The 22,078-nt window shown below is 65.4% G+C and carries 14 protein-coding genes; 10 read left to right on the forward strand and 4 right to left on the reverse strand.

What is annotated here, in order from left to right:
* The first annotated feature begins 43 nt into the window (after window positions 1-43).
* The 6 genes from rluB (at window position 44) to truB (ending at window position 8,686) form a co-directional block, all read left to right on the forward strand.
* Window positions 44-1,804 (forward strand): 23S rRNA pseudouridine(2605) synthase RluB, encoded by a 1,761-nt coding sequence (gene rluB / locus ACM6JT_RS25195; RefSeq protein ID WP_034184026.1) that lies wholly within the window; start codon window positions 44-46, stop codon window positions 1,802-1,804.
* A 460-nt stretch (window positions 1,805-2,264) separates the two neighbouring features.
* Entirely contained in the window at window positions 2,265-2,723 is a 459-nt protein-coding gene (gene rimP, locus ACM6JT_RS25200; protein ID WP_011351796.1) for a ribosome maturation factor RimP, read from the forward strand.
* A complete protein-coding gene (gene nusA / locus ACM6JT_RS25205; RefSeq protein WP_034184027.1) occupies window positions 2,723-4,198 on the forward strand; it encodes a transcription termination factor NusA in 1,476 nt (491 codons plus the stop codon). Before rimP ends, nusA begins: the two co-directional genes overlap by 1 nt.
* A gap of 91 nt (window positions 4,199-4,289) precedes the next feature.
* Entirely contained in the window at window positions 4,290-7,226 is a 2,937-nt protein-coding gene (gene infB, locus ACM6JT_RS25210) for a translation initiation factor IF-2 (RefSeq protein ID WP_034184028.1), read from the forward strand.
* A gap of 115 nt (window positions 7,227-7,341) precedes the next feature.
* Window positions 7,342-7,740, forward strand: a complete 399-nt coding sequence (gene rbfA, locus ACM6JT_RS25215) for a 30S ribosome-binding factor RbfA (protein ID WP_034184029.1) — start codon at window positions 7,342-7,344, stop codon at window positions 7,738-7,740.
* A 13-nt stretch (window positions 7,741-7,753) separates the two neighbouring features.
* The gene (gene truB, locus ACM6JT_RS25220; RefSeq protein WP_105393026.1) at window positions 7,754-8,686 is read left to right on the forward strand and encodes a tRNA pseudouridine(55) synthase TruB; all 933 of its coding nucleotides are present in this window, start codon (window positions 7,754-7,756) and stop codon (window positions 8,684-8,686) included.
* Between the two features lie 97 nt (window positions 8,687-8,783).
* On the opposite strand, the gene ACM6JT_RS25225 is transcribed toward truB, so the two are convergent.
* The 4 genes from ACM6JT_RS25225 to ACM6JT_RS25240 all read right to left on the reverse strand — a co-directional run bounded on the left by ACM6JT_RS25225 (window position 8,784) and on the right by ACM6JT_RS25240 (window position 13,720).
* Entirely contained in the window at window positions 8,784-10,343 is a 1,560-nt protein-coding gene (locus ACM6JT_RS25225; protein ID WP_034184031.1) for a DHA2 family efflux MFS transporter permease subunit, read from the reverse strand.
* A 28-nt stretch (window positions 10,344-10,371) separates the two neighbouring features.
* Window positions 10,372-11,592, reverse strand: coding sequence for an efflux RND transporter periplasmic adaptor subunit (locus tag ACM6JT_RS25230; protein ID WP_034184032.1), 1,221 nt, complete (start codon window positions 11,590-11,592; stop codon window positions 10,372-10,374).
* Between the two features lie 52 nt (window positions 11,593-11,644).
* The gene (locus ACM6JT_RS25235; protein ID WP_414857537.1) at window positions 11,645-13,141 is read right to left on the reverse strand and encodes an efflux transporter outer membrane subunit; all 1,497 of its coding nucleotides are present in this window, start codon (window positions 13,139-13,141) and stop codon (window positions 11,645-11,647) included.
* Between the two features lie 87 nt (window positions 13,142-13,228).
* The gene (locus ACM6JT_RS25240; protein ID WP_034184034.1) at window positions 13,229-13,720 is read right to left on the reverse strand and encodes a MarR family winged helix-turn-helix transcriptional regulator; all 492 of its coding nucleotides are present in this window, start codon (window positions 13,718-13,720) and stop codon (window positions 13,229-13,231) included.
* Window positions 13,721-14,047: 327 nt separating this feature from the next.
* Between ACM6JT_RS25240 and typA the strand changes: the two genes are divergently transcribed.
* The 4 genes from typA to lpdA all read left to right on the forward strand — a co-directional run bounded on the left by typA (window position 14,048) and on the right by lpdA (window position 21,982).
* Window positions 14,048-15,874, forward strand: coding sequence for a translational GTPase TypA (gene typA / locus ACM6JT_RS25245; RefSeq protein ID WP_034184035.1), 1,827 nt, complete (start codon window positions 14,048-14,050; stop codon window positions 15,872-15,874).
* Window positions 15,875-16,193: 319 nt separating this feature from the next.
* Window positions 16,194-19,058: a 2-oxoglutarate dehydrogenase E1 component gene (locus ACM6JT_RS25250; RefSeq protein WP_034184036.1), complete on the forward strand. Its 2,865-nt coding sequence runs from the start codon at window positions 16,194-16,196 to the stop codon at window positions 19,056-19,058.
* Window positions 19,059-19,193: 135 nt separating this feature from the next.
* Window positions 19,194-20,468: a 2-oxoglutarate dehydrogenase complex dihydrolipoyllysine-residue succinyltransferase gene (gene odhB, locus ACM6JT_RS25255; RefSeq protein WP_034184037.1), complete on the forward strand. Its 1,275-nt coding sequence runs from the start codon at window positions 19,194-19,196 to the stop codon at window positions 20,466-20,468.
* 83 nt (window positions 20,469-20,551) lie between these two features.
* Window positions 20,552-21,982, forward strand: a complete 1,431-nt coding sequence (gene lpdA / locus ACM6JT_RS25260; RefSeq protein ID WP_105393030.1) for a dihydrolipoyl dehydrogenase — start codon at window positions 20,552-20,554, stop codon at window positions 21,980-21,982.
* The last annotated feature ends 96 nt before the right edge of the window (window positions 21,983-22,078 follow it).

Below are 22,078 nucleotides of genomic sequence, written 5' to 3' on the forward strand. Positions count from 1 at the left end.
CCGCGCCCGCGCCGGGCGCGAGACCTGACATTTTGAGGTTGTTTTGACAGATATCCACGATATTGAATCGTCCGCGCCTGCCGTGCAGGCAGCGCGTGCCGACGATGCACCGGAGCAGGACGCTTCGGCCGCGGGTGGCGACGAGCGTCCCCGCCGCGGTCTGCGGCGAGGCCCGCGCAGCCTGATCGCGCGGCGTCGCGCGGCGGCCAAGTCGAAGGGCGCCGAAGGCGAGCCGCAGGGCGGCGAAGGCGCGGACGCGCAGCCGGCCGAGGCCGTCGAAGCGCAGCCCGCGCGCGCACCGCGCAAGGAAGGCGCCGCCAAGGGCGGCCGCAAGCCGGCCGGCAAGCGCGAAGGCGCTGCCAAGGGCGGCCAGGGTGCACAAGGCGGCCGTGGCGGCGCACCGAAGGCTGAAGGCAGCCCGGCCAAGGCGGAGGGCGATGCGTCCCAGGACGAACTGTTCGCATACGTGACGTCGCCCGCATTCGACGCGGACAATTCCGCGGGCGGCAGCGGCGTGCGTGCGCCGATGCTGCGTCGCGGCCGCAGCCAGCCGGCGAACAAGCGCGTGCTGTCGCCGGACGACGATGCGCCGAAGCTGCACAAGGTGCTGGCGGAAGCGGGGATGGGCTCGCGTCGCGAAATGGAAGAGCTGATCGTCGCCGGCCGCGTGTCGGTGAACGGCGAGCCCGCGCACATCGGCCAGCGCATCATGCCGACCGACCAGGTGCGGATCAACGGCAAGCCGGTCAAGCGCAAGCTGCCGAACAAGCCGCCGCGCGTGCTGCTGTACCACAAGCCGACGGGCGAAATCGTCAGCCATGCGGATCCGGAAGGCCGTCCGTCGGTGTTCGACCGCCTGCCGCCGATGAAGACGGCGAAATGGCTTGCGGTGGGCCGCCTCGACTTCAATACCGAAGGTCTGCTGATGCTGACGACGTCGGGCGACCTCGCGAACCGCTTCATGCATCCGCGCTACAGCGTCGAGCGTGAGTACGCGGTGCGGGTGGTCGGCGAGCTCACCGAAGGCAACCGGCAAAAGCTGCTGCACGGCGTCGAGCTGGACGACGGCCCCGCCAATTTCCTGCGCATCCGCGATGGCGGCGGCGAAGGCACGAACCACTGGTATCACGTCGCGCTGGCCGAAGGCCGCAACCGCGAAGTGCGCCGGATGTTCGAGGCGGCCGGCCTGATGGTGAGCCGCCTGATCCGTACGCGTCACGGCCCGATCCCGCTGCCGCGCGGTCTGAAGCGCGGTCGCTGGGAGGAGCTCGACGACGCGCAGGTGCGCAAGCTGATGGCGACCGTCGGCCTGAAGGCACCGTCCGAGGAGAAAGGCAAGCGTGGCGGTGCCGGCCAGGCAGAGCGCCGCCAGCCCGATCCGATGCTGACGTCGATGGGCTTCATCAGTCGCGAGCCGGTGCTGACGACGCACGGGCAGCTTGACCAGCCGCGCCGTGGCGGTGGCCGTCGCGGCGGGCCGGGTCTGCCGGGCCTGAGCGGCTACGGCAGCCTGCCGGTTGCGCCGTCGGGCTACGGCAACCGTGCTGGCGGCGGCCGCGACGGCAACCGCTCGGGCGGCGGCGGCCGAGATGGCAACCGCGCTGGCGGCGGCCGTGATGTCGACGGCAACCGCGCGTCGTACGGCGCGGGCCCCAAGCGTGAGGGCCCGGCGGGCGGCAAGCGAGGCGGCGGCAAGGGCGGCAATCGCAATCCGAACGGTAATCGTACCGAAGGCGCCGGCAACGGCGGCGGCCCGCGCGGCGGTAGCCCGCGTCCGCAGCGCAGCCGCACGCGCAGCCGCTAAGCGTATCGCGGCATGCGGCGGCGCAAAGCCGCCGGCGTGCCGGCAGGATCGGCATCCGTCCGGTTTTGTCGGCGCGACGCGTTGCGTTTCTTGATTTCGACTGTATATATATGCCGCGTGCCGCTGGATGGCAGCCGGCATGCCCGATCTCCGGTGCGGCCGGATTGCGCCGGTTGATCGGGTAGCCCGATTTCGCATTTTCGGTCCGTAAAGGCAGTCGAAACGCTGCTTTCACCGGCTGGCTTGGCGTTTGCGCCAAAAATCGCTATAATCGCGGAGTCGCTGGGCGTACGGATTCAATGTGCGGCTCAGGTGCGACCACCAGTAAGAAAGATGGGCGTTCCGCCCATTTTTTTTTGCTGAAACGGTTAGGCATCTCGGGTAGCGCTTCCTGCGCCGGCTAAGGCGCGCGCCCGCGGGTGAATCGCGAGCGGCGGGCGCGAACACCTGAGAGGACACTGTGCAACTGACGGAACTGATAGAAACCACGGTCACCGGGCTCGGCTACGAGCTGGTGGATCTCGAGCGCACCGGGCGCGGCATGCTTTGCATCTATATCGATCAGCCTGCCGGCATCTCGCTCGAAGATTGCGAAAAGGTCACGCGTCAGCTCCAGCACGTCTTGACGGTCGAAAACATCGATTACGAACGGCTCGAAGTCTCGTCCCCGGGGCTCGACCGCCCGTTGAAGAAGCTGGCCGACTTCGAGCGCTTCGCCGGCAGCGAAGTTTCCGTGACCTTGAAAAAGCCGCTGGACGGGCGCAAGACGTACCGGGGCATTCTGCACGCGCCGAATGGCGAAACGATCGGTTTGGAATTTGAAGGGAAGAAGGGCGAGGCGGCCATGCTGGATTTCACGCTGGCCGATATCGACAAAGCCCGCCTGATTCCGCAAGTTGACTTTAGGAGCCGCAAATAATGAGTCGCGAAGTGTTGATGCTGGTGGATGCGCTGGCGCGCGAGAAAAACGTCGACAAGGATGTGGTGCTGGGCGCCCTCGAGGCTGCGCTCGCGTCCGCTTCCAAGAAGCTGTTCGACGAAGGCGCCGAAATCCGCGTCCATATCGATCGCGAAAGCGGCGAGCACGAAACCTTCCGTCGCTGGCTCGTCGTGCCCGACGAGGCAGGCTTGCAGGAGCCGGATCGCGAGATCCTGCTGTTCGAAGCACGTGAGCAGAAGCCCGACGTCGAAGTCGGCGAATATGTCGAGGAACCCGTACCGTCGATCGAGTTCGGCCGCATCGGCGCGCAGGCCGCGAAGCAGGTGATCCTGCAGAAGGTGCGCGACGCGGAGCGCGAGCAGATCCTGAACGATTACCTCGAGCGCGGCGAAAAGATCATGACGGGCACGGTGAAGCGCCTCGACAAGGGCAACTTCATCGTCGAATCGGGCCGTGTCGAAGCGCTGCTGCGCCGCGACCAGCTGATCCCGAAGGAAAACCTGCGCGTGGGCGACCGCGTGCGCGCGTACATCGCGAAGGTCGACCGCACCGCGCGCGGCCCGCAGATCGAGCTGTCGCGCACGGCGCCCGAGTTCCTGATGAAGCTGTTCGAGATGGAAGTGCCGGAAATCGAGCAGGGCCTGCTCGAGATCAAGGCGGCGGCCCGCGACCCGGGCGTGCGCGCGAAGATCGGCGTCATCGCGTACGACAAGCGGATCGATCCGATCGGCACCTGCGTCGGCATTCGCGGCTCGCGCGTGCAGGCCGTGCGCAACGAGCTCGGTGGCGAAAACATCGACATCGTGCTATGGTCGGAGGATCCCGCCCAGTTCGTGATCGGCGCGCTCGCGCCGGCAGCTGTCCAGTCGATCGTCGTCGATGAAGAAAAGCATTCGATGGACGTCGTCGTCGACGAGAACGAGCTGGCTGTCGCGATCGGCCGCAGCGGTCAGAACGTTCGCCTTGCCGGCGAGTTGACCGGCTGGCAGATCAACATCATGACGCCGGACGAATCCGCCCTGAAGCAGGGTGAAGAGCGCGACCGGCTGCGTGCGCTGTTCATGGCGCGTCTCGACGTCGACGAAGAAGTTGCCGACATCCTGATCGACGAAGGCTTCACGAGCCTCGAAGAGATCGCTTACGTGCCGCTCAACGAAATGCTCGAAATCGAGGCGTTCGACGAGGACACCGTGCACGAACTGCGCAACCGCGCACGCGATGCGCTGTTGACGATGGCGATCGCGAACGAAGAAAAGGTCGAGAACGCAGCGCTGGATCTGAAGAGCCTCGACGGCGTCACGCCGGAGCTGCTCGCGAAGCTGGCCGAACATGGTGTGCAGACGCGAGACGATCTCGCCGAGCTTGCAGTGGATGAACTGGTCGACCTGACCGGGATGGAAGAGGATGCCGCTAAGGCGTTGATCATGAAAGCACGTGAACACTGGTTCCAGTGAGAAATGACCATGGCGCACTGATTTGATGGCGGCCGTATGGCCTGACCCGATGCTAACAGCAAGGAATCGGTCCTTGCACTAAGAGGAATGAATGGCGAGTAACAACGTAGCCCAATTTGCCGCGGAACTGAAAATGCCTGCTGGTGTGCTGCTCGAACAGCTGCAGGCAGCGGGCGTCCAGAAAGCGAGTGAAGACGATGCGCTGTCCGAAGCGGACAAGGCGCGTCTGCTCGATCATTTGCGCAAGTCGCACGGCGCAACCGACGGCGACAAGCGCAAGATCACGCTGACCCGCAAGCATACGTCGGAGATCAAGCAATCTGACGCGACGGGCAAGGCTCGCACCATTCAGGTCGAGGTCCGCAAGAAGCGCACGTTCGTCAAGCGCGACGACGTGAGCGATGGCGCGGAACAGGGTCAGGCGCAGGCCGCAGAAGCGGACGACGATGCAGAACTGAAGCGTCGCGAGGAAGAAGCGCGCCGCGAGGCCGAGCTGCTCGAAAAGCAGGCTCAGGAACTGCGCGAGCGCCAGGAGCGCCTCGAGCGCGAGGAAGCCGAGCGCCGCGCTCGCGAGGAAGCGGCTGAAGCCGAGCGCCGTCGCGCCGAGGAAGAAGCTGCGGCGAAGCGTGCTGCGGCCGAAGCCGCTGCGGCACAGCAGCAGGCGGCAGCGCAGCAGGCCGCCGCGGCCGAGCCGGAAGCACCGAGTGCGCAGTCCGCGCAGGACGAAGCGCGCGCGGCCGCCGAAGCCCGTGCGGCTGCCGAACGTGCGGCGCAGCGCGAAGCGGCGAAGAAGGCCGAGGATGCTGCCCGCGAGGCGGCGGACAAGGCGCGCGCCGAGCAGGAAGAGATCAGCAAGCGCCGTGCGGCCGCCGAGGCCGAAGCGCGCGCGATCCGCGAAATGATGAACACGCCGCGCAAGGCCGTGGTCAAGGCAGTCGAGCCGCCGAAGCCGGTCGAGCCGCCGAAGCCGGCCGAAGCGAAGGGCACGCTGCACAAGCCGGCGAAGCCTGAAGGCGCGCAGGCGCGTCCGGCAGTGAAGAAGCCGGCCGGCGCGGCACCGGCCACGACGCAGGCACCGGCAGGCGCGGGCGACCGCAACAAGAAGCCGGGCGCAGGCAAGGGCGGCTGGCAGGACGACGCAGCGAAGCGCCGCGGCATCAAGACGCGCGGCGATTCGAGCGGCGGCGTCGACCGCGGCTGGCGCGGCGGCCCGAAGGGCCGTGGCCGTCACCAGGACAGCGCATCGTCGTTCCAGGCGCCGACCGAGCCGATCGTGCGTGAAGTGCACGTGCCGGAAACCGTGTCGGTTGCCGATCTCGCCCACAAGATGTCGATCAAGGCCTCGGAAGTCATCAAGGTGATGATGAAGATGGGCCAGATGGTCACGATCAACCAGGTGCTGGACCAGGAAACGGCGATGATCGTCGTCGAGGAACTGGGCCACCGCGCGGTCGCCGCGAAGCTGGACGATCCGGAAGCGCTGCTCGTCGAAGGTGAAACGACCACCGACGCGGAGCAACTGCCGCGTCCGCCGGTCGTCACGGTGATGGGTCACGTCGACCACGGCAAGACCTCGCTGCTCGACCACATCCGCCGCGCGAAGGTTGCCGCGGGCGAAGCGGGCGGCATTACGCAGCACATCGGCGCATATCACGTCGATACGCCGCGCGGCGTCATCACGTTCCTCGATACGCCGGGTCACGAGGCGTTCACGGCAATGCGTGCACGCGGCGCGAAGGCGACCGACATCGTGGTGCTGGTGGTGGCGGCCGACGACGGCGTGATGCCGCAGACGAAGGAAGCAATCGCCCACGCGAAGGCGGGTGGCGTGCCGATCGTCGTCGCGATCAACAAGATCGACAAGCCGGATGCGAACCCCGAGCGCGTCAAGCAGGAGCTGGTCGCGGAAGGCGTCGTGCCGGAAGAGTACGGCGGCGATTCGCCGTTCGTGCCGGTGTCGGCGAAGACGGGTGCCGGCATCGACGATCTGCTCGAGAACGTGCTGCTGCAGGCCGAAGTGCTGGAACTGAAGGCACCGGTCGAAGCGCCGGCCAAGGGCATCGTAATCGAAGCGAAGCTCGACAAGGGCAAGGGCCCGGTCGCGACGATCCTCGTGCAGTCCGGTACGCTGAACCGCGGCGACATCGTGCTGGCGGGTACGGCCTATGGCCGCGTGCGCGCGATGCTCGACGAGAACGGCAAGCCGACGAAGGAAGCCGGCCCGTCGATCCCGGTCGAAATCCAGGGTCTGTCGGAAGTGCCGGGTGCGGGCGAGGAAGTGATCGTGCTGCCGGACGAGCGCAAGGCACGTGAAATCGCGCTGTTCCGTCAGGGCAAGTTCCGTGACGTGAAGCTCGCGAAGCAGCAGGCCGCGAAGCTGGAAAGCATGCTCGAGCAGATGGGCGAAGGCGAAGTACAGAACCTGCCGCTCATCATCAAGGCAGACGTGCAGGGTTCGCAGGAAGCGCTCGTGCAGTCGCTGCTCAAGCTGTCGACCGACGAAGTGCGCGTGCAGATCGTGCACAGCGCGGTGGGCGGCATCAGCGAAAACGACGTCAACCTCGCGACGGCATCGAAGGCGGTCATCATCGGCTTCAACACGCGTGCGGATGCACAGGCGCGCAAGCTGGCCGAGTCGAACGGCATCGACATCCGCTACTACAACATCATCTACGACGCAGTGGATGAGGTGAAGGCGGCAATGTCGGGCATGCTGGCGCCGGAGAAGCGCGAAGTCATCACCGGCATGGTCGAGGTGCGCCAGGTCTTCAAGGTACCGAAGGTCGGCACGGTCGCCGGCTGTATGGTGACGGACGGTATCGTCAAGCGCTCGTCGTCGGTTCGCGTGCTGCGCAACAACGTCGTGATCTTCACGGGCGAACTCGAATCGCTGAAGCGCTTCAAGGACGACGTGAAGGAAGTGAAGCAAGGCTTCGAGTGCGGTATGTCGGTGAAGAACTTCAACGACGTCATCGAAGGCGACCAGTTCGAAGTCTTCGAAGTGACCGAAGTCGCGCGTACGCTGTAATCGTCGCGCATCGGCTCATGGGCGGGGCAGGCTTGGGCCTGTCCCGCCCATTTTCATAGTGGCGCGCCAACAATGGCCCGCCGCTTCATCCTGATAAACGGATCACGGATCGATCATGTCCAGGAAACGGACTTCTCCCAATCGCAACGTTCAGATCGCCGACCAGATTCAGCGCGATCTGTCCGAACTCATCATGCGCGAGGTCAAAGACCCGCGCATCGGCATCGTGACCATCCAGAGCGTGGAGCTCACGCCGGACTACGCGCACGCGAAGGTCTACTTCACGGCGCTCACCGGCGATCCGGAAAAGACGCAGGAGGCGCTGAACCATGCGTCGGGGCACCTGCACAACCTGCTGTTCAAGCGTCTGCACATTCATACGGTGCCGACGCTGCACTTCCATTACGACCAGACGATCGAGAAGGCCGTGGAAATGTCGCGCCTGATCAAGGAAGCGAATTCGACGCGTGCGAAGGACGACGACGAAGCCGACGCGCCGACCAAGGACGACTGAACTCGACCGGCCTATGACGAATGCAGCATCCCAACGCCCGCGCGTGCCCCGGCGCGCGCTGGACGGTGTCCTCCTGCTCGACAAGCCGGTCGGCCTGTCGAGCAACGATGCGCTGATTCGCGCGAAGCGGCTGCTTCTCGCGAAGAAAGCCGGCCACACCGGCACGCTCGATCCGCTGGCTTCGGGCCTGCTGCCGCTGTGTTTCGGCGAGGCGACGAAGTTCTCGCAGGATCTGCTCGAGGCCGACAAGACCTACGAGGCGACGATGCGCCTCGGCCTGCGCACGGCCACCGGCGACGCGGAGGGCGAAGTGATCGACACGCGGCCGGTCGAATGCGACCGCGCAGCGGTGGAGGCCGCGCTCGCGCGCTTCACCGGCGAGATCGTGCAGGTGCCGCCGATGTATTCGGCACTCAAGCGCGATGGCAAGCCGCTGTACGAATATGCACGCGCGGGCCAGACCGTCGAGCGCGAAGGCCGCAACGTGACGATCCATGCGCTCGACCTGCTTGCCTGCGAGATGCCCGACGTGACGTTTCGCGTGACCTGCAGCAAGGGCACTTACGTGCGCACGCTGGCGGAGGATATCGGCGAGGCGCTCGGTTGCGGTGCGCATCTGACGATGCTGCGTCGCACGGGCGTCGGCGCGCTGACGCTCGAGCATGCGGTGACGCTCGATGCGCTGTCGGACGCCGATGAATCGGCGCGCGATGCGTGGCTCCAGCCGGTCGATGCATTGTTGTCGACGTTTCCGTCCGTTCGTCTCGACGATGCGTGCGCGAAGCGGTTCCTGCATGGTCAGCGCCTGCCGCTGTCGGAGCTCGGGCCGATCGATGCGGCCGACGGCGAGCGCGTGCGCGTCTACGACGCAACGCGGCTGCTCGGCGTGGCGCGCAAGGCGAATGGCGTGCTCGCACCGGAACGGCTCGTCGTGACGGCCGCCTGACGCAGCGGCGCGAGCGCGCCGTCGGAGCAACAAAAAGCCCGGTCGATTTCGACCGGGCTTTTTGTTTGGCGCGCGGTGGCGCGGTGTCGGTCGGCGCTCAGTGTGCCGCCGACGCTGCCGCACCGGCATCGCCGCCGCCCGCGCGTTCGGGCTTCGTGATCCAGATCAGCGCAATCAGCAGCACGAAGATCACGGCCGAGATGTAGAACAGGTCGTTCACGCCGAGCTGCGCGGCCTGTTGCGTGGCCTGGTTGTTGATGAGGCCATGCGCCTGGTTCTGCGTCAGCCCGAGATTGCCCATCTGCGTAACGGCCTGGTTGAACGTCGGGTTGTACACGTTCGCCTGTTCGACCAGTTGCGCGTGATGGAAGTTGTTGCGGTGATCCCATGCGGTCTGGAAGATCGACGTGCCGATACCGCCGCACATGATCCGCACGAAGTTCGACAAGCCGGAAGCCGCGGGAATGCGGTGGCCGGGCAGGCCGGACAACGTGATCGACACGAGTGGAATGAAGAAGCCGGCCATTGCGATGCCCTGCACGAGCGTCGGCAGCGTCAGCGACCATTCGTCGACGCCCGTCGTGTAGCGCGAGCGCATCCAGAAGCACAGTGCGAACGTGAGGAACGCGGCGGTCGCGATGTAGCGCGGATCGGTGCGCGGCAGGAACTTGCCGGTCAGCGGCGACAGCAGGATCGCGAACAGCCCGACCGGCGCCATCACGAGGCCGGCGTCGGTCGCCGTGTAGCCGATCTGGGTCTGCAGCCACAGCGGCAGCAGCACGAGGTTGCCGAAGTAGAGCCCGTAACCGACCGCAAGCGCGACCGTACCGCCCGTGAAGTTGCGAATCCGGAACAGCGAAAGATCGACGACGGGGTGCTCGGCGGTCAGTTCCCAGATCACGAAGAACGCGAACGAGATGATCGCGATCAGCGCGAGCGCGACGATCGTCGTCGATGCGAACCAGTCGAGATCCTTGCCCTTGTCGAGCATGATCTGCAGCGAGCCGACCCACAGCACCAGCAGCGCGAGACCGACGCCGTCGATCGGGGCGCGGCGCACCGTCGATTCGCGCGAGCGGTAGATCGACCACGTGGCGAGCGCCGCGGCGATGCCGACCGGGATGTTCACGTAGAAGATCCACGGCCACGAGTAGTTGTCCGAGATCCAGCCGCCGAGGATCGGGCCCGCGACCGGTGCAATCAGCGTCGTCATCGACCACAACGCGAGCGCCATCGGCGCCTTCGCGCGCGGATAGCTCGACAGCAGCAGCGATTGCGACAGCGGAATCATCGGGCCCGCGACCGCACCCTGCAGCACGCGCGACGCGAGCAGGAACGGCAGCGTCGGCGCGAGGCCGCACATCCAGGACGAGATGACGAACAGGATGATCGACGCGAGGAACAGGCGGACCTGCCCGAAACGGTCGGTCAGCCAGCCCGTCAGCGGCACCGAGATCGCGTTCGCGACCGCGAACGACGTGATGACCCACGTGCCCTGGTCGGACGACACGCCGAGGTCGCCCGAGATGGTCGGGATCGCGACGTTCGCGATGGACGTGTCGAGCACGTTCATGAACACCGCGAGCGACACCGCGATCGTCCCGAGCACGAGTTGCCCGCCCTGCAAGGGCGGGTAGGAGACAGGAGCCTGTGCCATTTCGGTTGTCTTTCCGGAGTCGGAACGGTTACATCATCTTCGCGGCGCTGCCTTGCTTCGCCGCGGCCGGCACTGCCGACGCGTTGCTGCCCGCGTTCTCGGCGATGACGCGCGCGATTTCGGCATCGGCTTCGTCGCCGTATTTCGCGAACACATTGGTCTCGTAGACGGTGTTCGGCGCGTTGACGAGCTGGTTGCCGCGTTCGTCCTTGATGTCCACGTCGACCTGCATCGACAGGCCGATGCGCAGCGGATGCTTGTCGAGATCCTTCGGATCGAGCTCGATACGCACCGGCAGGCGCTGCACGACCTTGATCCAGTTGCCGGTCGCGTTCTGCGCCGGCAGCAGCGAGAACGCCGAGCCCGTGCCGGCCGAGAAGCCGACGACCTTGCCGTGGTAGACGGCCGACGAGCCGTAGATGTCGGCCGTCAGCTCGACCGGCTGGCCGATGCGCATGTGCTTGAGCTGGACTTCCTTGAAGTTCGCGTCGACCCACACGGCATTCAGCGGCACCACCGACATCAGCGGCGTGCCCGGCGACACGCGCTGGCCGACCTGCACCGAGCGCTTCGCGACGTAGCCCGTGACAGGCGCCGGCAGCACGTTGCGCGCGTTCGCGAGATACGCGTCGCGAACCTTCGCTGCCGCGGCCATCACGTTCGGGTGCGACGCGATCGTCGTGTTCGCAGTCAGCGCGCGGTTCGATGCGAGCTGCTGCTGCGCGCCATCGAGCGACGCTTGCGCGGCCTTCACGGCGTCACGTGCGTGCGAGATCTCTTCCTGCGACACGGCGCCCGTCTGCGCGACGGCCACGCGGCGGCGCAGGTCGTCCTCGGCCTTCGACAGGTCGGACTGGCGCAGCGCGACCTGCGCGCGGTACTGGTCGTCGTTGACGAACAGGCCGCGCACCTGGCGCACCGTCTGCGCGAGGTTGGCTTCCGCCTGCTGCAGCGCGACCTGCGAATCGGCCGGGTCGAGCACGACCAGCGGATCGCCGGCCTTGACCGTCTGCGTATCGTCGGCCTTCACGGCGATCACGGTGCCGGTGACCTGCGGCGTGATCTGCACGACGTTGCCGTTCACGTACGCATCGTCGGTCCCTTCATGGAAGCGGGCGACGAGGAAGTAGTACAGGCCGTACGCGATGGCCGCGATCACGATGACCGCGACGAGCAGCGTCATCATCCGCTTGCGCTTCCCGTTGTTTTGCGACTGTGCGCTGGCGGCGTTTTGTTGAGGGTCGCTCATGGCGATTTTCTCCGTCCGTTATTTCGAGTGTCTGCGTAGTGGTGGCGCCGGATCAGTTGGCGGCCTGTTTGGTCGGCTTGTCGGCGTCGGGCACGGCGAGCGGCGTGCCGGTCGCATCGAACCCGCCGCCCAGCGCCTTGATCAGCGCGAGCTGCATGTCGCGCCGGCGCATCTTCAGGTTGGTCACCGTCTGCTCCGAGGCGAGGCGGTTGCTGTCCGCGGTCAGCACTTGCAGTTGCGGCGACAGGCCGGCCTTGTAGCGGATCACGGCGAGATCGTAGGCGCGCGTCGACGCGTCGAGCGCACGTTGCGCGTCGCCCATCTGGCGATCGACCGCGCGGATCGACGCGACTTGCGTCGCGACGTCGTTCAGCGCACTGATCAGCGTCTGGTTGTAGTTCGCCACCGACAGGTCGAAGTCCGCGTAGCGGCCCTTGAGCTGGGCGCGCAGCGCGCCGGCGTCGAAGATCGGCAGATGGATCGCCGGGCCGAACTGCGCCTGGCGGCTCGCGAAGTTGAGGAATTTGCCCCAGCCGAACGCATCGAAGCCGAAGCCGGCCGCGAGGTTCACGTCGGGATAGAACTCGGCCTTCGCTTCCTTCACGTCGTGCATCGCGGCTTCGACCTGCCAGCGTGCGGCGACGATGTCGGGGCGGCGCGAGACGAGATCGGCCGGCAGGTTGCCGGGCAGTGCGACTTCGCCGCTCGGGTTCATCACGGGCGCCGCAATCTGCAGCCCGCGATCAGGCCCCTTGCCGAGCAGCGCGGCGAGCTGGTAGCGCACCGTCGTGATCTGGCCGTCGAGATCCGACAGCGAAGCCTGGGTCGTCGCGATATTGCCGCGGGCCGTCTGGCGTTCGACGTTGGTGTCGAGGCCGGCCGATACGCGGCCGTCGGTGATCTTGCCGACTGTCTCGCGGTTGGTGATCTCGCGTTGCGCGATATCGCGCAACGCGTAGAGCTGCGCGAGCGAGTTATAGGTGCGCGCGACCGACGAAGCGAGCGTGATGCGTGCCTGCTGCATGTCGGCTTCGGCCGCTTTTTCCTGCGACACGGCGGTGTGCAGGCGTTCGCGGTTCTTGCCCCACAGGTCGAGTTCCCACGATGCGCTCGCGAGCGCGTTGTTCTCGCTGTACCACTGGCCGCCGTACGGGGGCGGGAACAGTGCGTTCGACGAATACAGCTCGCGCGTCCACGAGTAGCTGGCTTCGGCTTTCGGCAGCAGGTTCGAGCGCGACGATTCGATGTACGACGATGCCTTCGCGATGCGCGCCTGCGCCTGCGCGATCGACGGATTGCCCTGAAGGGCCTCGTCGATCAGCTTCGGCAACTGCGGATCGCCGAACTGGCTGGCCCAGTCGAGCGCCGGCCACTGGCCGCCCTGGGCCGGCAGGCTCTGCGCGGATTCGAATTGCGACGCGGGGGCGATCTGCTTGTCGCTCTTGATGCCGATGTAATTCGCGCAGCCCGCCAGCGCCAGTGCGGCGACCGCGGCAGCGACGGCGGCGCGGCACGACCCGGCGCGCACGGACAACGGGGAGGATTTCATCGCGCTGACCCCTGACTCGGAATGAATGATGGACACTGCAAGGATTTCCTTACATTAATCTGTCAAAAGTAATTGTTATGGCAACTATTACGTGATGCTGCCGCCGGCCGTCTCGCAATAGTTGCTGAGAATGCGGCGCAGCATGCTCTTCAGGAACCCGACTTCTTCCGGCGTAAATCCGTCCAGAACCTGGTCGAGCACGCTGCGGAAAATGGGCGGCAGCCGTTCGGCAAGCGCGCGGCCTTCGTCGGTCAGTTCGAGGCGCACGACGCGCCGATCCTCGATGCTGCGCACGCGGGACAGCAGGCCGCGTTTCTCGACCCGGTCGAGCAGGCGCGTAACCGCGCTCGCGTCGATCCCGTATTCGCGAGCGAGCTCGGCGGCCGTCGAGCACTTGCCGACCGCGATCATGAACAGCATGCTCGCCTGCGTGCCCGTGATGCCGAGCTCTTCCTGCGTACGTTGCGTGACGAGGTTGGTCATCACCGACTTCACGCGCGACATCAGATAACCGACGCTGTCGTTCATCTGATACGAAGACAGCGGTGAAACGGGCGGTTGGGTAGGAGAATCCGACATAAAACCCTGAAGCTGCAATAGTTGACTAGGCAGCAGTATAGGCACAATTGCTTGCCGCGGCAAATGTTAATCGAACGGCAGGGGGCGTGCTTCGCGTTGCAAGAATCCCTTATCACGACAAGGGTTTTCGGTCTGCCGGCGGCGGCGCCTTCGGCAGGTCCGCGTGTTCGTGGAGAGGCCGGGCCGGCCCGGCTTGCTGCGTTGCAACGTGCCAGCCAGCTTTCGACACTCGCACGTGCTATAATTTGAGGCTTTCCCAGCTGCAACGCGCGCGCCCGTGAAAAACGAGCGGGCGCGCTTGCGCGTTCAAACGATTTCCAGGTTTCTATGACCCGCGCCCTTCGCAACATCGCCATCATCGCCCACGTCGACCACGGCAAGACTACGCTCGTCGACCAACTGCTCCGCCAGTCCGGCACCTTCCGCGAGAACCAGCAGATTGCGGAGCGGGTGATGGACTCGAACGACATCGAAAAGGAGCGCGGGATCACGATTCTCGCGAAGAACTGCGCGGTCGAGTACGAAGGCACGCACATCAACATCGTCGACACGCCGGGGCACGCGGACTTCGGTGGCGAGGTGGAGCGCGTGCTGTCGATGGTCGACTCGGTGCTGCTGCTCGTCGACGCGGTCGAGGGCCCGATGCCGCAGACGCGCTTCGTCACGAAGAAGGCGCTCGCGCTCGGCCTGAAGCCGATCGTCGTCGTCAACAAGATCGACCGCCCGGGCGCGCGGATCGACTGGGTCATCAACCAGACGTTCGACCTGTTCGACAAGCTCGGCGCGACGGAAGAGCAGCTCGACTTCCCGATCGTCTATGCATCGGGCCTGAATGGCTATGCGTCGCTCGACCCGGCCACGCGCGAAGGCGACATGCGTCCGCTGTTCGAGGCGATCCTCGCGCACGTGCCGGTCCGCCCGGCCGACCCGGAAGCGCCGCTGCAGCTTCAGATCACGTCGCTCGACTATTCGACGTACGTCGGCCGGATCGGCGTCGGCCGCATCACGCGCGGCCGCATCAAGCCGGGCCAGCCGGTCGTGATGCGTTTCGGCCCGGAAGGCGACGTGCTGAGCCGCAAGATCAACCAGGTGCTGTCGTTCAAGGGTCTCGAGCGCGTGCAGGTCGACTCGGCCGAAGCCGGAGACATCGTGCTGATCAACGGTATTGAAGATGTCGGTATCGGCGCGACGATCTGCGCGGTGGATACGCCGGAAGCGCTGCCGATGATCACCGTCGACGAGCCGACGCTGACGATGAACTTCCTCGTCAACTCGTCGCCGCTCGCAGGCCGCGAAGGCAAGTTCGTGACGAGCCGCCAGATCCGCGACCGCCTGATGAAGGAACTGAACCACAACGTCGCGCTGCGCGTGAAGGACACCGGCGACGAAACGGTGTTCGAAGTGTCGGGCCGCGGCGAACTGCACCTGACGATTCTCGTCGAGAACATGCGTCGCGAAGGCTACGAGCTGGCCGTGTCGCGTCCGCGCGTCGTGATGCAGGAAATCGACGGCGCGAAGCACGAGCCGTACGAACTGCTGACGGTCGACGTCGAGGACGAACACCAGGGCGGCGTGATGGAAGAGCTCGGTCGCCGCAAGGGCGAGATGCTCGACATGGCGTCGGACGGTCGCGGCCGCACGCGTCTGGAATACAAGATCTCGGCGCGCGGCCTGATCGGCTTCCAGAGCGAATTCCTGACGCTCACGCGCGGCACGGGCCTGATGAGCCACATCTTCGACTCGTACGCACCGGTCAAGGACGGCTCGGTCGGCGAGCGCCGCAACGGCGTGCTGATCTCGCAGGACGACGGCGCGGCCGTGGCGTATGCGCTGTGGAAGCTGCAGGATCGCGGCCGCATGTTCGTGAAGCCGGGCGACGCGCTGTATGAGGGCATGATCATCGGCATCCACAGCCGCGACAACGACCTCGTCGTGAACCCGATCAAGGGCAAGCAGCTGACCAACGTGCGCGCGTCGGGCACCGACGAAGCCGTGCGTCTCGTTCCGCCGGTCCAGATGTCGCTGGAATACGCGGTCGAGTTCATCGATGACGACGAGCTCGTCGAGGTGACGCCGCAGTCGATCCGCCTGCGCAAGCGCTTCCTGAAGGAGCACGAGCGTCGCCGCGCGAGCCGCGAAGGCGCGGTCGACTGAGCGTTTCGACCGTTCCCGTGCATGACAAAGAAGGCTGCCTCCGGGCGGCCTTTTTTGCGTCTGCGCGGCGCGCAACCGGGTTGTCGGCAAAACACTGTTCCCGCGGGGCGTGGCAATCCGGCAAAACCCCGTCGCGCGGTGCTTTCGGGCACATTTCGCCGTGAACTCCGGTATCGGTTCTGTGATATGCTGCGCGCACGCAAGTTTTAGGTCCTTCCAAGCAAGACTTGATTCGCAATCCGCTAAACGGTCAGGCCGTGTCGCGGAAGGTTGAGTAACCCGCTATTTCTCGAGAAGCTCGAAGAAAGGTGAGCGTAAAATGTCAGATGTAATGAAGCAGTTTCAGCTGAACTCTTATCTGTTCGGCGGCAATGCTTCGTACGTTGAAGAACTGTACGATGCATACCTCAACAATCCGGCGTCGGTGCCGGAGAATTGGCGAGAGTATTTCGACGCGCTGCAGAATGTGCCTGCAACGGACGGTTCGAATGCCAATGACGTCGCACATTTCCCGATCGTCGAATCGTTTGCCGAGCGTGCGAAGGCCAATGCCTTCATCCCGCGCGAAAGCGGCACCAATCTGGCTGCGGCGCGCAAGCAGGTTCACGTCCAGTCCCTCATCAGCGCCTATCGCTTCCTTGGCTCGCAATGGGCCAATCTGGATCCCCTGAAGCGTCGCGAACGTCCCGCCATTCCCGAACTCGAACCCGCGTTCTACGACTTCTCCGAAGGCGACCTCGACCAGACCTACAGCGCGAGCAACCTGTATTTCGGTTTCGACCAGGCTTCGCTGCGCGATATCGTCAAGGGCCTGCGCGACACGTACTGCGGCACGATCGGCGCCGAGTACATGTACATCAGCGACCCGGAACAGAAGCGCTGGTGGCAGGAGCGCCTGGAGTCGACCCGCGCGACGCCGAACTTCTCGGCAGACGAGAAGAAGCACATCCTGAATCGCCTGACGGCCGCTGAAGGCCTCGAGCGCTACCTGCACACCAAGTACGTCGGCCAGAAGCGCTTCTCGCTCGAAGGCGGCGAAAGCTTCATCGCGGCGATGGACGAAGTCGTCCAGCACGCGGGCAAGCGCGGCGTGCAGGAAATCATCATCGGCATGGCCCACCGTGGCCGCCTGAACGTGCTCGTCAACACGCTCGGCAAGATGCCGGCCGACCTGTTCGCCGAATTCGAAGGCAAGCACGTCGACGACCTGCCGGCAGGCGACGTGAAGTACCACAAGGGCTTCTCGTCGGACGTGTCGACGGAAGGCGGCCCGGTCCACCTGTCGCTGGCATTCAACCCGTCGCACCTCGAAATCGTGAACCCGGTGGTCGAAGGTTCCGCGAAGGCGCGGATGGACCGCCGCGGCGACGAAGACGGCCTGCAGGTGCTGCCGGTGCAGATCCACGGCGATGCGGCCTTCGCGGGCCAGGGCGTCGTGATGGAAACGCTGAACCTCGCGCAGACGCGCGGTTACGGCACGCACGGCACGCTGCACATCGTCATCAACAACCAGATCGGCTTCACGACGTCCGACCCGCGCGACGCGCGCTCGACGCTGTACTGTACCGACGTCGTCAAGATGATCGAGGCGCCGGTGCTGCACGTGAACGGCGACGATCCGGAAGCGGTGATCCTCGCGACGCAGATCGCGATCGACTACCGGATGCAGTTCCACAAGGATGTCGTGATCGACATCGTCTGCTTCCGCAAGCTGGGTCACAACGAGCAGGACACGCCGGCCGTCACGCAGCCGCTGATGTACAAGAAGATCGCGCAGCACCCGGGCACCCGTGCGCTGTACGCCGAGAAGCTCGTGCAGCAGGGCGTGATCACCGCGGAAGACGCCGACAACTACGTGAAGGCGTACCGCAAGGCGATGGACGACGGTCACCACACGGTCGACCCGGTCCTGTCGAACTACAAGAGCAAGTACGCGGTCGACTGGGTTCCGTTCCTGAACCGCAAGTGGACGGATGCCGCCGACACGGCCGTGCCGCTCGCCGAACTGAAGCGCCTCGGCGAACGCATCACGACGGTCCCGGAAAACTTCAAGGTCCACCCGCTCGTCGAGCGCGTGATCAACGACCGCCGCAACATGGCGCGCGGCGACCAGCCGCTCGACTGGGGCATGGGCGAGCACCTCGCGTTCGCGTCGCTCGTCGCATCGGGCTACTCGGTGCGCCTGACGGGCCAGGACTCGGGCCGCGGCACGTTCACGCACCGTCACGCGGTGCTGCACGACCAGAACCGCGAGCGCTGGAACGACGGCACGTACGTGCCGCTGCAGAACATCGCCGAAGGCCAGGCGAAGTTCACGGTGATCGACTCGGTGCTGTCGGAAGAAGCGGTGCTGGGCTTCGAATACGGTTACTCGACCGCCGAGCCGAACACGCTCGTGCTGTGGGAAGCGCAGTTCGGCGACTTCGTCAACGGCGCGCAGGTCGTGATCGACCAGTTCATCTCGTCGGGCGAAGTGAAGTGGGGCCGCGTGTCGGGCCTGACGATGCTGCTGCCGCACGGCTATGAAGGCCAGGGTCCGGAACACTCGTCGACCCGTATCGAGCGTTTCCTGCAGCTGTGCGCGGATCACAACATGCAGGTCGTCCAGCCGACGACGCCGGCGCAGATCTTCCACCTGCTGCGTCGCCAGATGATCCGCCTGTTCCGCAAGCCGCTGATCGTCGCTACGCCGAAGTCGCTGCTGCGTCACAAGGAAGCGGTGTCGGACCTGTCGGAACTGGCGAAGGGTTCGTTCCAGCCGGTGATCGGCGAAACCGACGGCGGCATCGACGCGAAGAAGGTCAAGCGCGTGCTGGCATGCTCGGGTCGCGTGTATTACGACCTCGTCGCACACCGCCGCGAAGCGAAGGCGAACGACGTCGCGATCATCCGTATCGAGCAGCTGTATCCGTTCGCGCACAAGCAGTTCGAAGCCGAAATGAAGAAGTACGAGAACGCGACTGAAGTGGTCTGGGTGCAGGACGAGCCGCAGAACCAGGGCCCCTGGTTCTACGTCGAGCACCATCTGAAGGAAGGCATGAAGGAAGGGCAGAAGCTGGCATACAGCGGCCGTCCGGCCTCGGCCTCGCCGGCGGTTGGCTACTACGCGAAGCACTACGAGCAGCAGAAGGCCCTGATCGAAGGTGCTTTCGGCCGCCTGAAGAGCGCATCGATCGCGAAATAACCGACGGAAGCGAAACGGGAAGGCGCGCGGCGCTTTCCCGTCCCCTTTGGCCCGCCGGGCGCGTCGCGCGCCGCACCGGCCGAAGGAATCGCACGAACCTCGTCACACCCCAGATTAAGCATCCAGGAAAATCACATGGCTATCGTAGAAGTCAAAGTCCCCCAGCTTTCGGAGTCGGTTTCGGAAGCCACCATGCTGCAGTGGAAGAAGAAGCCGGGCGAAGCAGTCGCGCAAGACGAAATCCTGATCGAACTCGAGACCGACAAGGTCGTGCTCGAAGTGCCGGCACCGGCCGCGGGCGTGCTCGCGCAAGTGCTGCAGAACGACGGTGACACGGTGGTTGCCGATCAGCTGATCGCGACGATCGACACCGAAGCGAAGGCAGGTGCGGCCGAAGCAGCGGCGGGCGCCGCCGAAGTCAAGCCGGCAGCAGCGCCTGCTGCAGCCGCACCGGCAGCACAGCCGGTTGCCGCAACGGCATCGAGCTCGGCCACCGCATCGCCGGCCGCATCGAAGCTGCTGGCCGAGAAGGGCCTGTCGGCAGGCGACGTCGCAGGTTCGGGCCGCGACGGCCGCGTCACGAAGGGCGACGCGCTGGCAGCAGGCAGCGCACCGAAGGCCGCTCCGGCCGCCGCACCGGCCAAGGCCGCTGCGAAGCCGTCGCTGCCGGAAGTGAAGGTGCCGGCGTCGGCGACGACCTGGCTGAACGACCGTCCGGAACAGCGTGTGCCGATGTCGCGCCTGCGTGCGCGTATCGCCGAGCGTCTGCTCGAATCGCAGCAGACCAACGCGATCCTGACGACGTTCAACGAAGTCAACATGGCTCCGGTCATGGAACTGCGCAACAAGTACAAGGACAAGTTCGAGAAGGAACATGGCGTGAAGCTCGGCTTCATGTCGTTCTTCGTGAAGGCGGCCGTGCACGCGCTGAAGAAGTTCCCGCTCGTGAACGCGTCGATCGACGGTAACGACATCGTCTACCACGGCTACTTCGACATCGGTATCGCCGTCGGCTCGCCGCGCGGCCTCGTCGTGCCGATCCTGCGCAACGCGGATCAACTGAGCCTCGCCGACATCGAGAAGAAGATCGCCGAATTCGGCCAGAAGGCGAAGGACGGCAAGCTGTCGATCGAGGAAATGACGGGCGGTACGTTCTCGATCTCGAACGGCGGCGTGTTCGGCTCGATGCTGTCGACCCCGATCATCAACCCGCCGCAGTCGGCAATCCTCGGCGTGCACGCGACGAAGGAGCGTCCGGTCGTCGAAAACGGCCAGATCGTGATCCGTCCGATCAACTATCTCGCGCTGTCGTACGACCACCGGATCATCGACGGCCGCGAAGCGGTGCTGTCGCTCGTCGCGATGAAGGATGCGCTCGAGGATCCGGCACGCCTGCTGCTCGACCTGTAAGCCGAGTTTCACCGCATTGACCCGCTCCCGCACGGGCGCGCGAAACGCGCGACCGTGCGGATGCACAAGAAGAAAGGATTGTCATGTCCAAGGAATTTGACGTCGTCGTGATCGGCGCCGGCCCCGGCGGCTACATCGCAGCGATCCGCGCCGCGCAGCTCGGCAAGACCGTTGCCTGTATCGAGAAGTGGAAGAACCCGGCCGGCGCGCTGAAGCTCGGCGGCACCTGCCTGAACGTGGGCTGCATCCCGTCGAAGGCGCTGCTCGCGTCGTCGGAAGAGTTCGAGAACACGTCGCATCACCTGGCCGACCACGGCATCACCGTCGACGGCGTGAAGATCGACATCGCGAAGATGATCGGCCGCAAGGACGCGATCGTCGAGAAGATGACGAGCGGGATCGAGTTCCTGTTCAAGAAGAACAAGATCACCTGGCTGAAGGGCCATGGCAAGTTCGCCGGCAAGACCGACGCCGGCGTGCAGATCGAAGTGAGCGGCGAGGGTGAAACCGAAGTCGTCACCGCGAAGAACGTGATCATCGCGACGGGCTCGAAGGCGCGTCACCTGCCGGGCATCCCGGTCGACAACAAGATCGTGTCGGATAACGAAGGTGCGCTGACGTTCGACTCGGTGCCGAAGAAGCTCGCCGTGATCGGCGCAGGCGTGATCGGCCTCGAACTCGGCTCGGTGTGGCGTCGCCTGGGTGCCGAAGTGACGGTGCTCGAAGCGCTGCCGGCGTTTCTCGGCGCAGCCGACGAAGCGCTCGCGAAGGAAGCGGCCAAGCTGTTCAAGAAGCAGGGCCTCGACATCCATCTCGGCGTGAAGATCGGCGAAGTGAAGACGACCGCGAACGGCGTGTCGATCGCCTACACGGACAAGGACGGCAACGCGCAGACGCTCGACGCCGACCGCCTGATCGTGTCGGTCGGCCGCGTGCCGAACACCGACAACCTCGGCCTCGAGGCAATCGGCCTGAAGGCGAACGAGCGCGGCTTCATCGACGTCGACGACCACTGCCGCACGGCGGTGCCGAACGTGTACGCGATCGGCGACGTGGTGCGCGGCCCGATGCTTGCGCACAAGGCGGAAGATGAAGGCGTGCTGGTCGCGGAAGTGATCGACGGCCAGAAGCCGCACATCGACTACAACTGCATTCCGTGGGTGATCTACACGTACCCGGAAATCGCGTGGGTCGGCAAGACGGAGCAGCAACTGAAGGCGGAAGGGCGCGAGATCAAGTCGGGCAAGTTCCCGTTCTCGATCAACGGCCGTGCGCTCGGCATGAACGCACCGGACGGTTTCGTGAAGATGATCGCGGACGCGAAAACCGACGAACTGCTCGGCGTGCACGTGATCGGCGCGAACGCGTCGGACCTGATCGCGGAAGCCGTGGTGGCGATGGAATTCAAGGCGGCGTCGGAAGACATCGCCCGCATCTGCCATCCGCACCCGTCGATGTCGGAAGTGATGCGCGAAGCGGCGCTCGCCGTCGACAAGCGCTCGCTGAATAGCTGAGCGCGGTAAGCGCCAGCCGGCCCTCGGCCGGCGCAGCCGTCTCATGACGAAGGCGGGCGGGGTTTCCCGCTCGCCTTCGTTCTTTCCGGTTTGCCC

Source organism: Burkholderia sp. IT-111MI5 (assembly GCF_949752865.1).
GTDB classification, from domain to species: domain Bacteria; phylum Pseudomonadota; class Gammaproteobacteria; order Burkholderiales; family Burkholderiaceae; genus Burkholderia; species Burkholderia pyrrocinia_C.

Bases quoted from the DNA above. Each gene is read 5' to 3' on its own strand.
- nusA (WP_034184027.1), top strand. From the start codon at position 2,723: ATGAGTCGCGAAGTGTTGATGCTGGTGGATGCGCTGGCGCGCGAGAAA.
- infB (WP_034184028.1), top strand. From the start codon at position 4,290: ATGGCGAGTAACAACGTAGCCCAATTTGCCGCGGAACTGAAAATGCCT.
- rbfA (WP_034184029.1), top strand. From the start codon at position 7,342: ATGTCCAGGAAACGGACTTCTCCCAATCGCAACGTTCAGATCGCCGAC.
- truB (WP_105393026.1), top strand. From the start codon at position 7,754: ATGACGAATGCAGCATCCCAACGCCCGCGCGTGCCCCGGCGCGCGCTG.
- ACM6JT_RS25225 (WP_034184031.1), bottom strand. From the start codon at position 10,343: ATGGCACAGGCTCCTGTCTCCTACCCGCCCTTGCAGGGCGGGCAACTC.
- ACM6JT_RS25230 (WP_034184032.1), bottom strand. From the start codon at position 11,592: ATGAGCGACCCTCAACAAAACGCCGCCAGCGCACAGTCGCAAAACAAC.
- ACM6JT_RS25235 (WP_414857537.1), bottom strand. From the start codon at position 13,141: ATGAAATCCTCCCCGTTGTCCGTGCGCGCCGGGTCGTGCCGCGCCGCC.
- ACM6JT_RS25240 (WP_034184034.1), bottom strand. From the start codon at position 13,720: ATGTCGGATTCTCCTACCCAACCGCCCGTTTCACCGCTGTCTTCGTAT.
- typA (WP_034184035.1), top strand. From the start codon at position 14,048: ATGACCCGCGCCCTTCGCAACATCGCCATCATCGCCCACGTCGACCAC.
- ACM6JT_RS25250 (WP_034184036.1), top strand. From the start codon at position 16,194: ATGTCAGATGTAATGAAGCAGTTTCAGCTGAACTCTTATCTGTTCGGC.
- odhB (WP_034184037.1), top strand. From the start codon at position 19,194: ATGGCTATCGTAGAAGTCAAAGTCCCCCAGCTTTCGGAGTCGGTTTCG.
- lpdA (WP_105393030.1), top strand. From the start codon at position 20,552: ATGTCCAAGGAATTTGACGTCGTCGTGATCGGCGCCGGCCCCGGCGGC.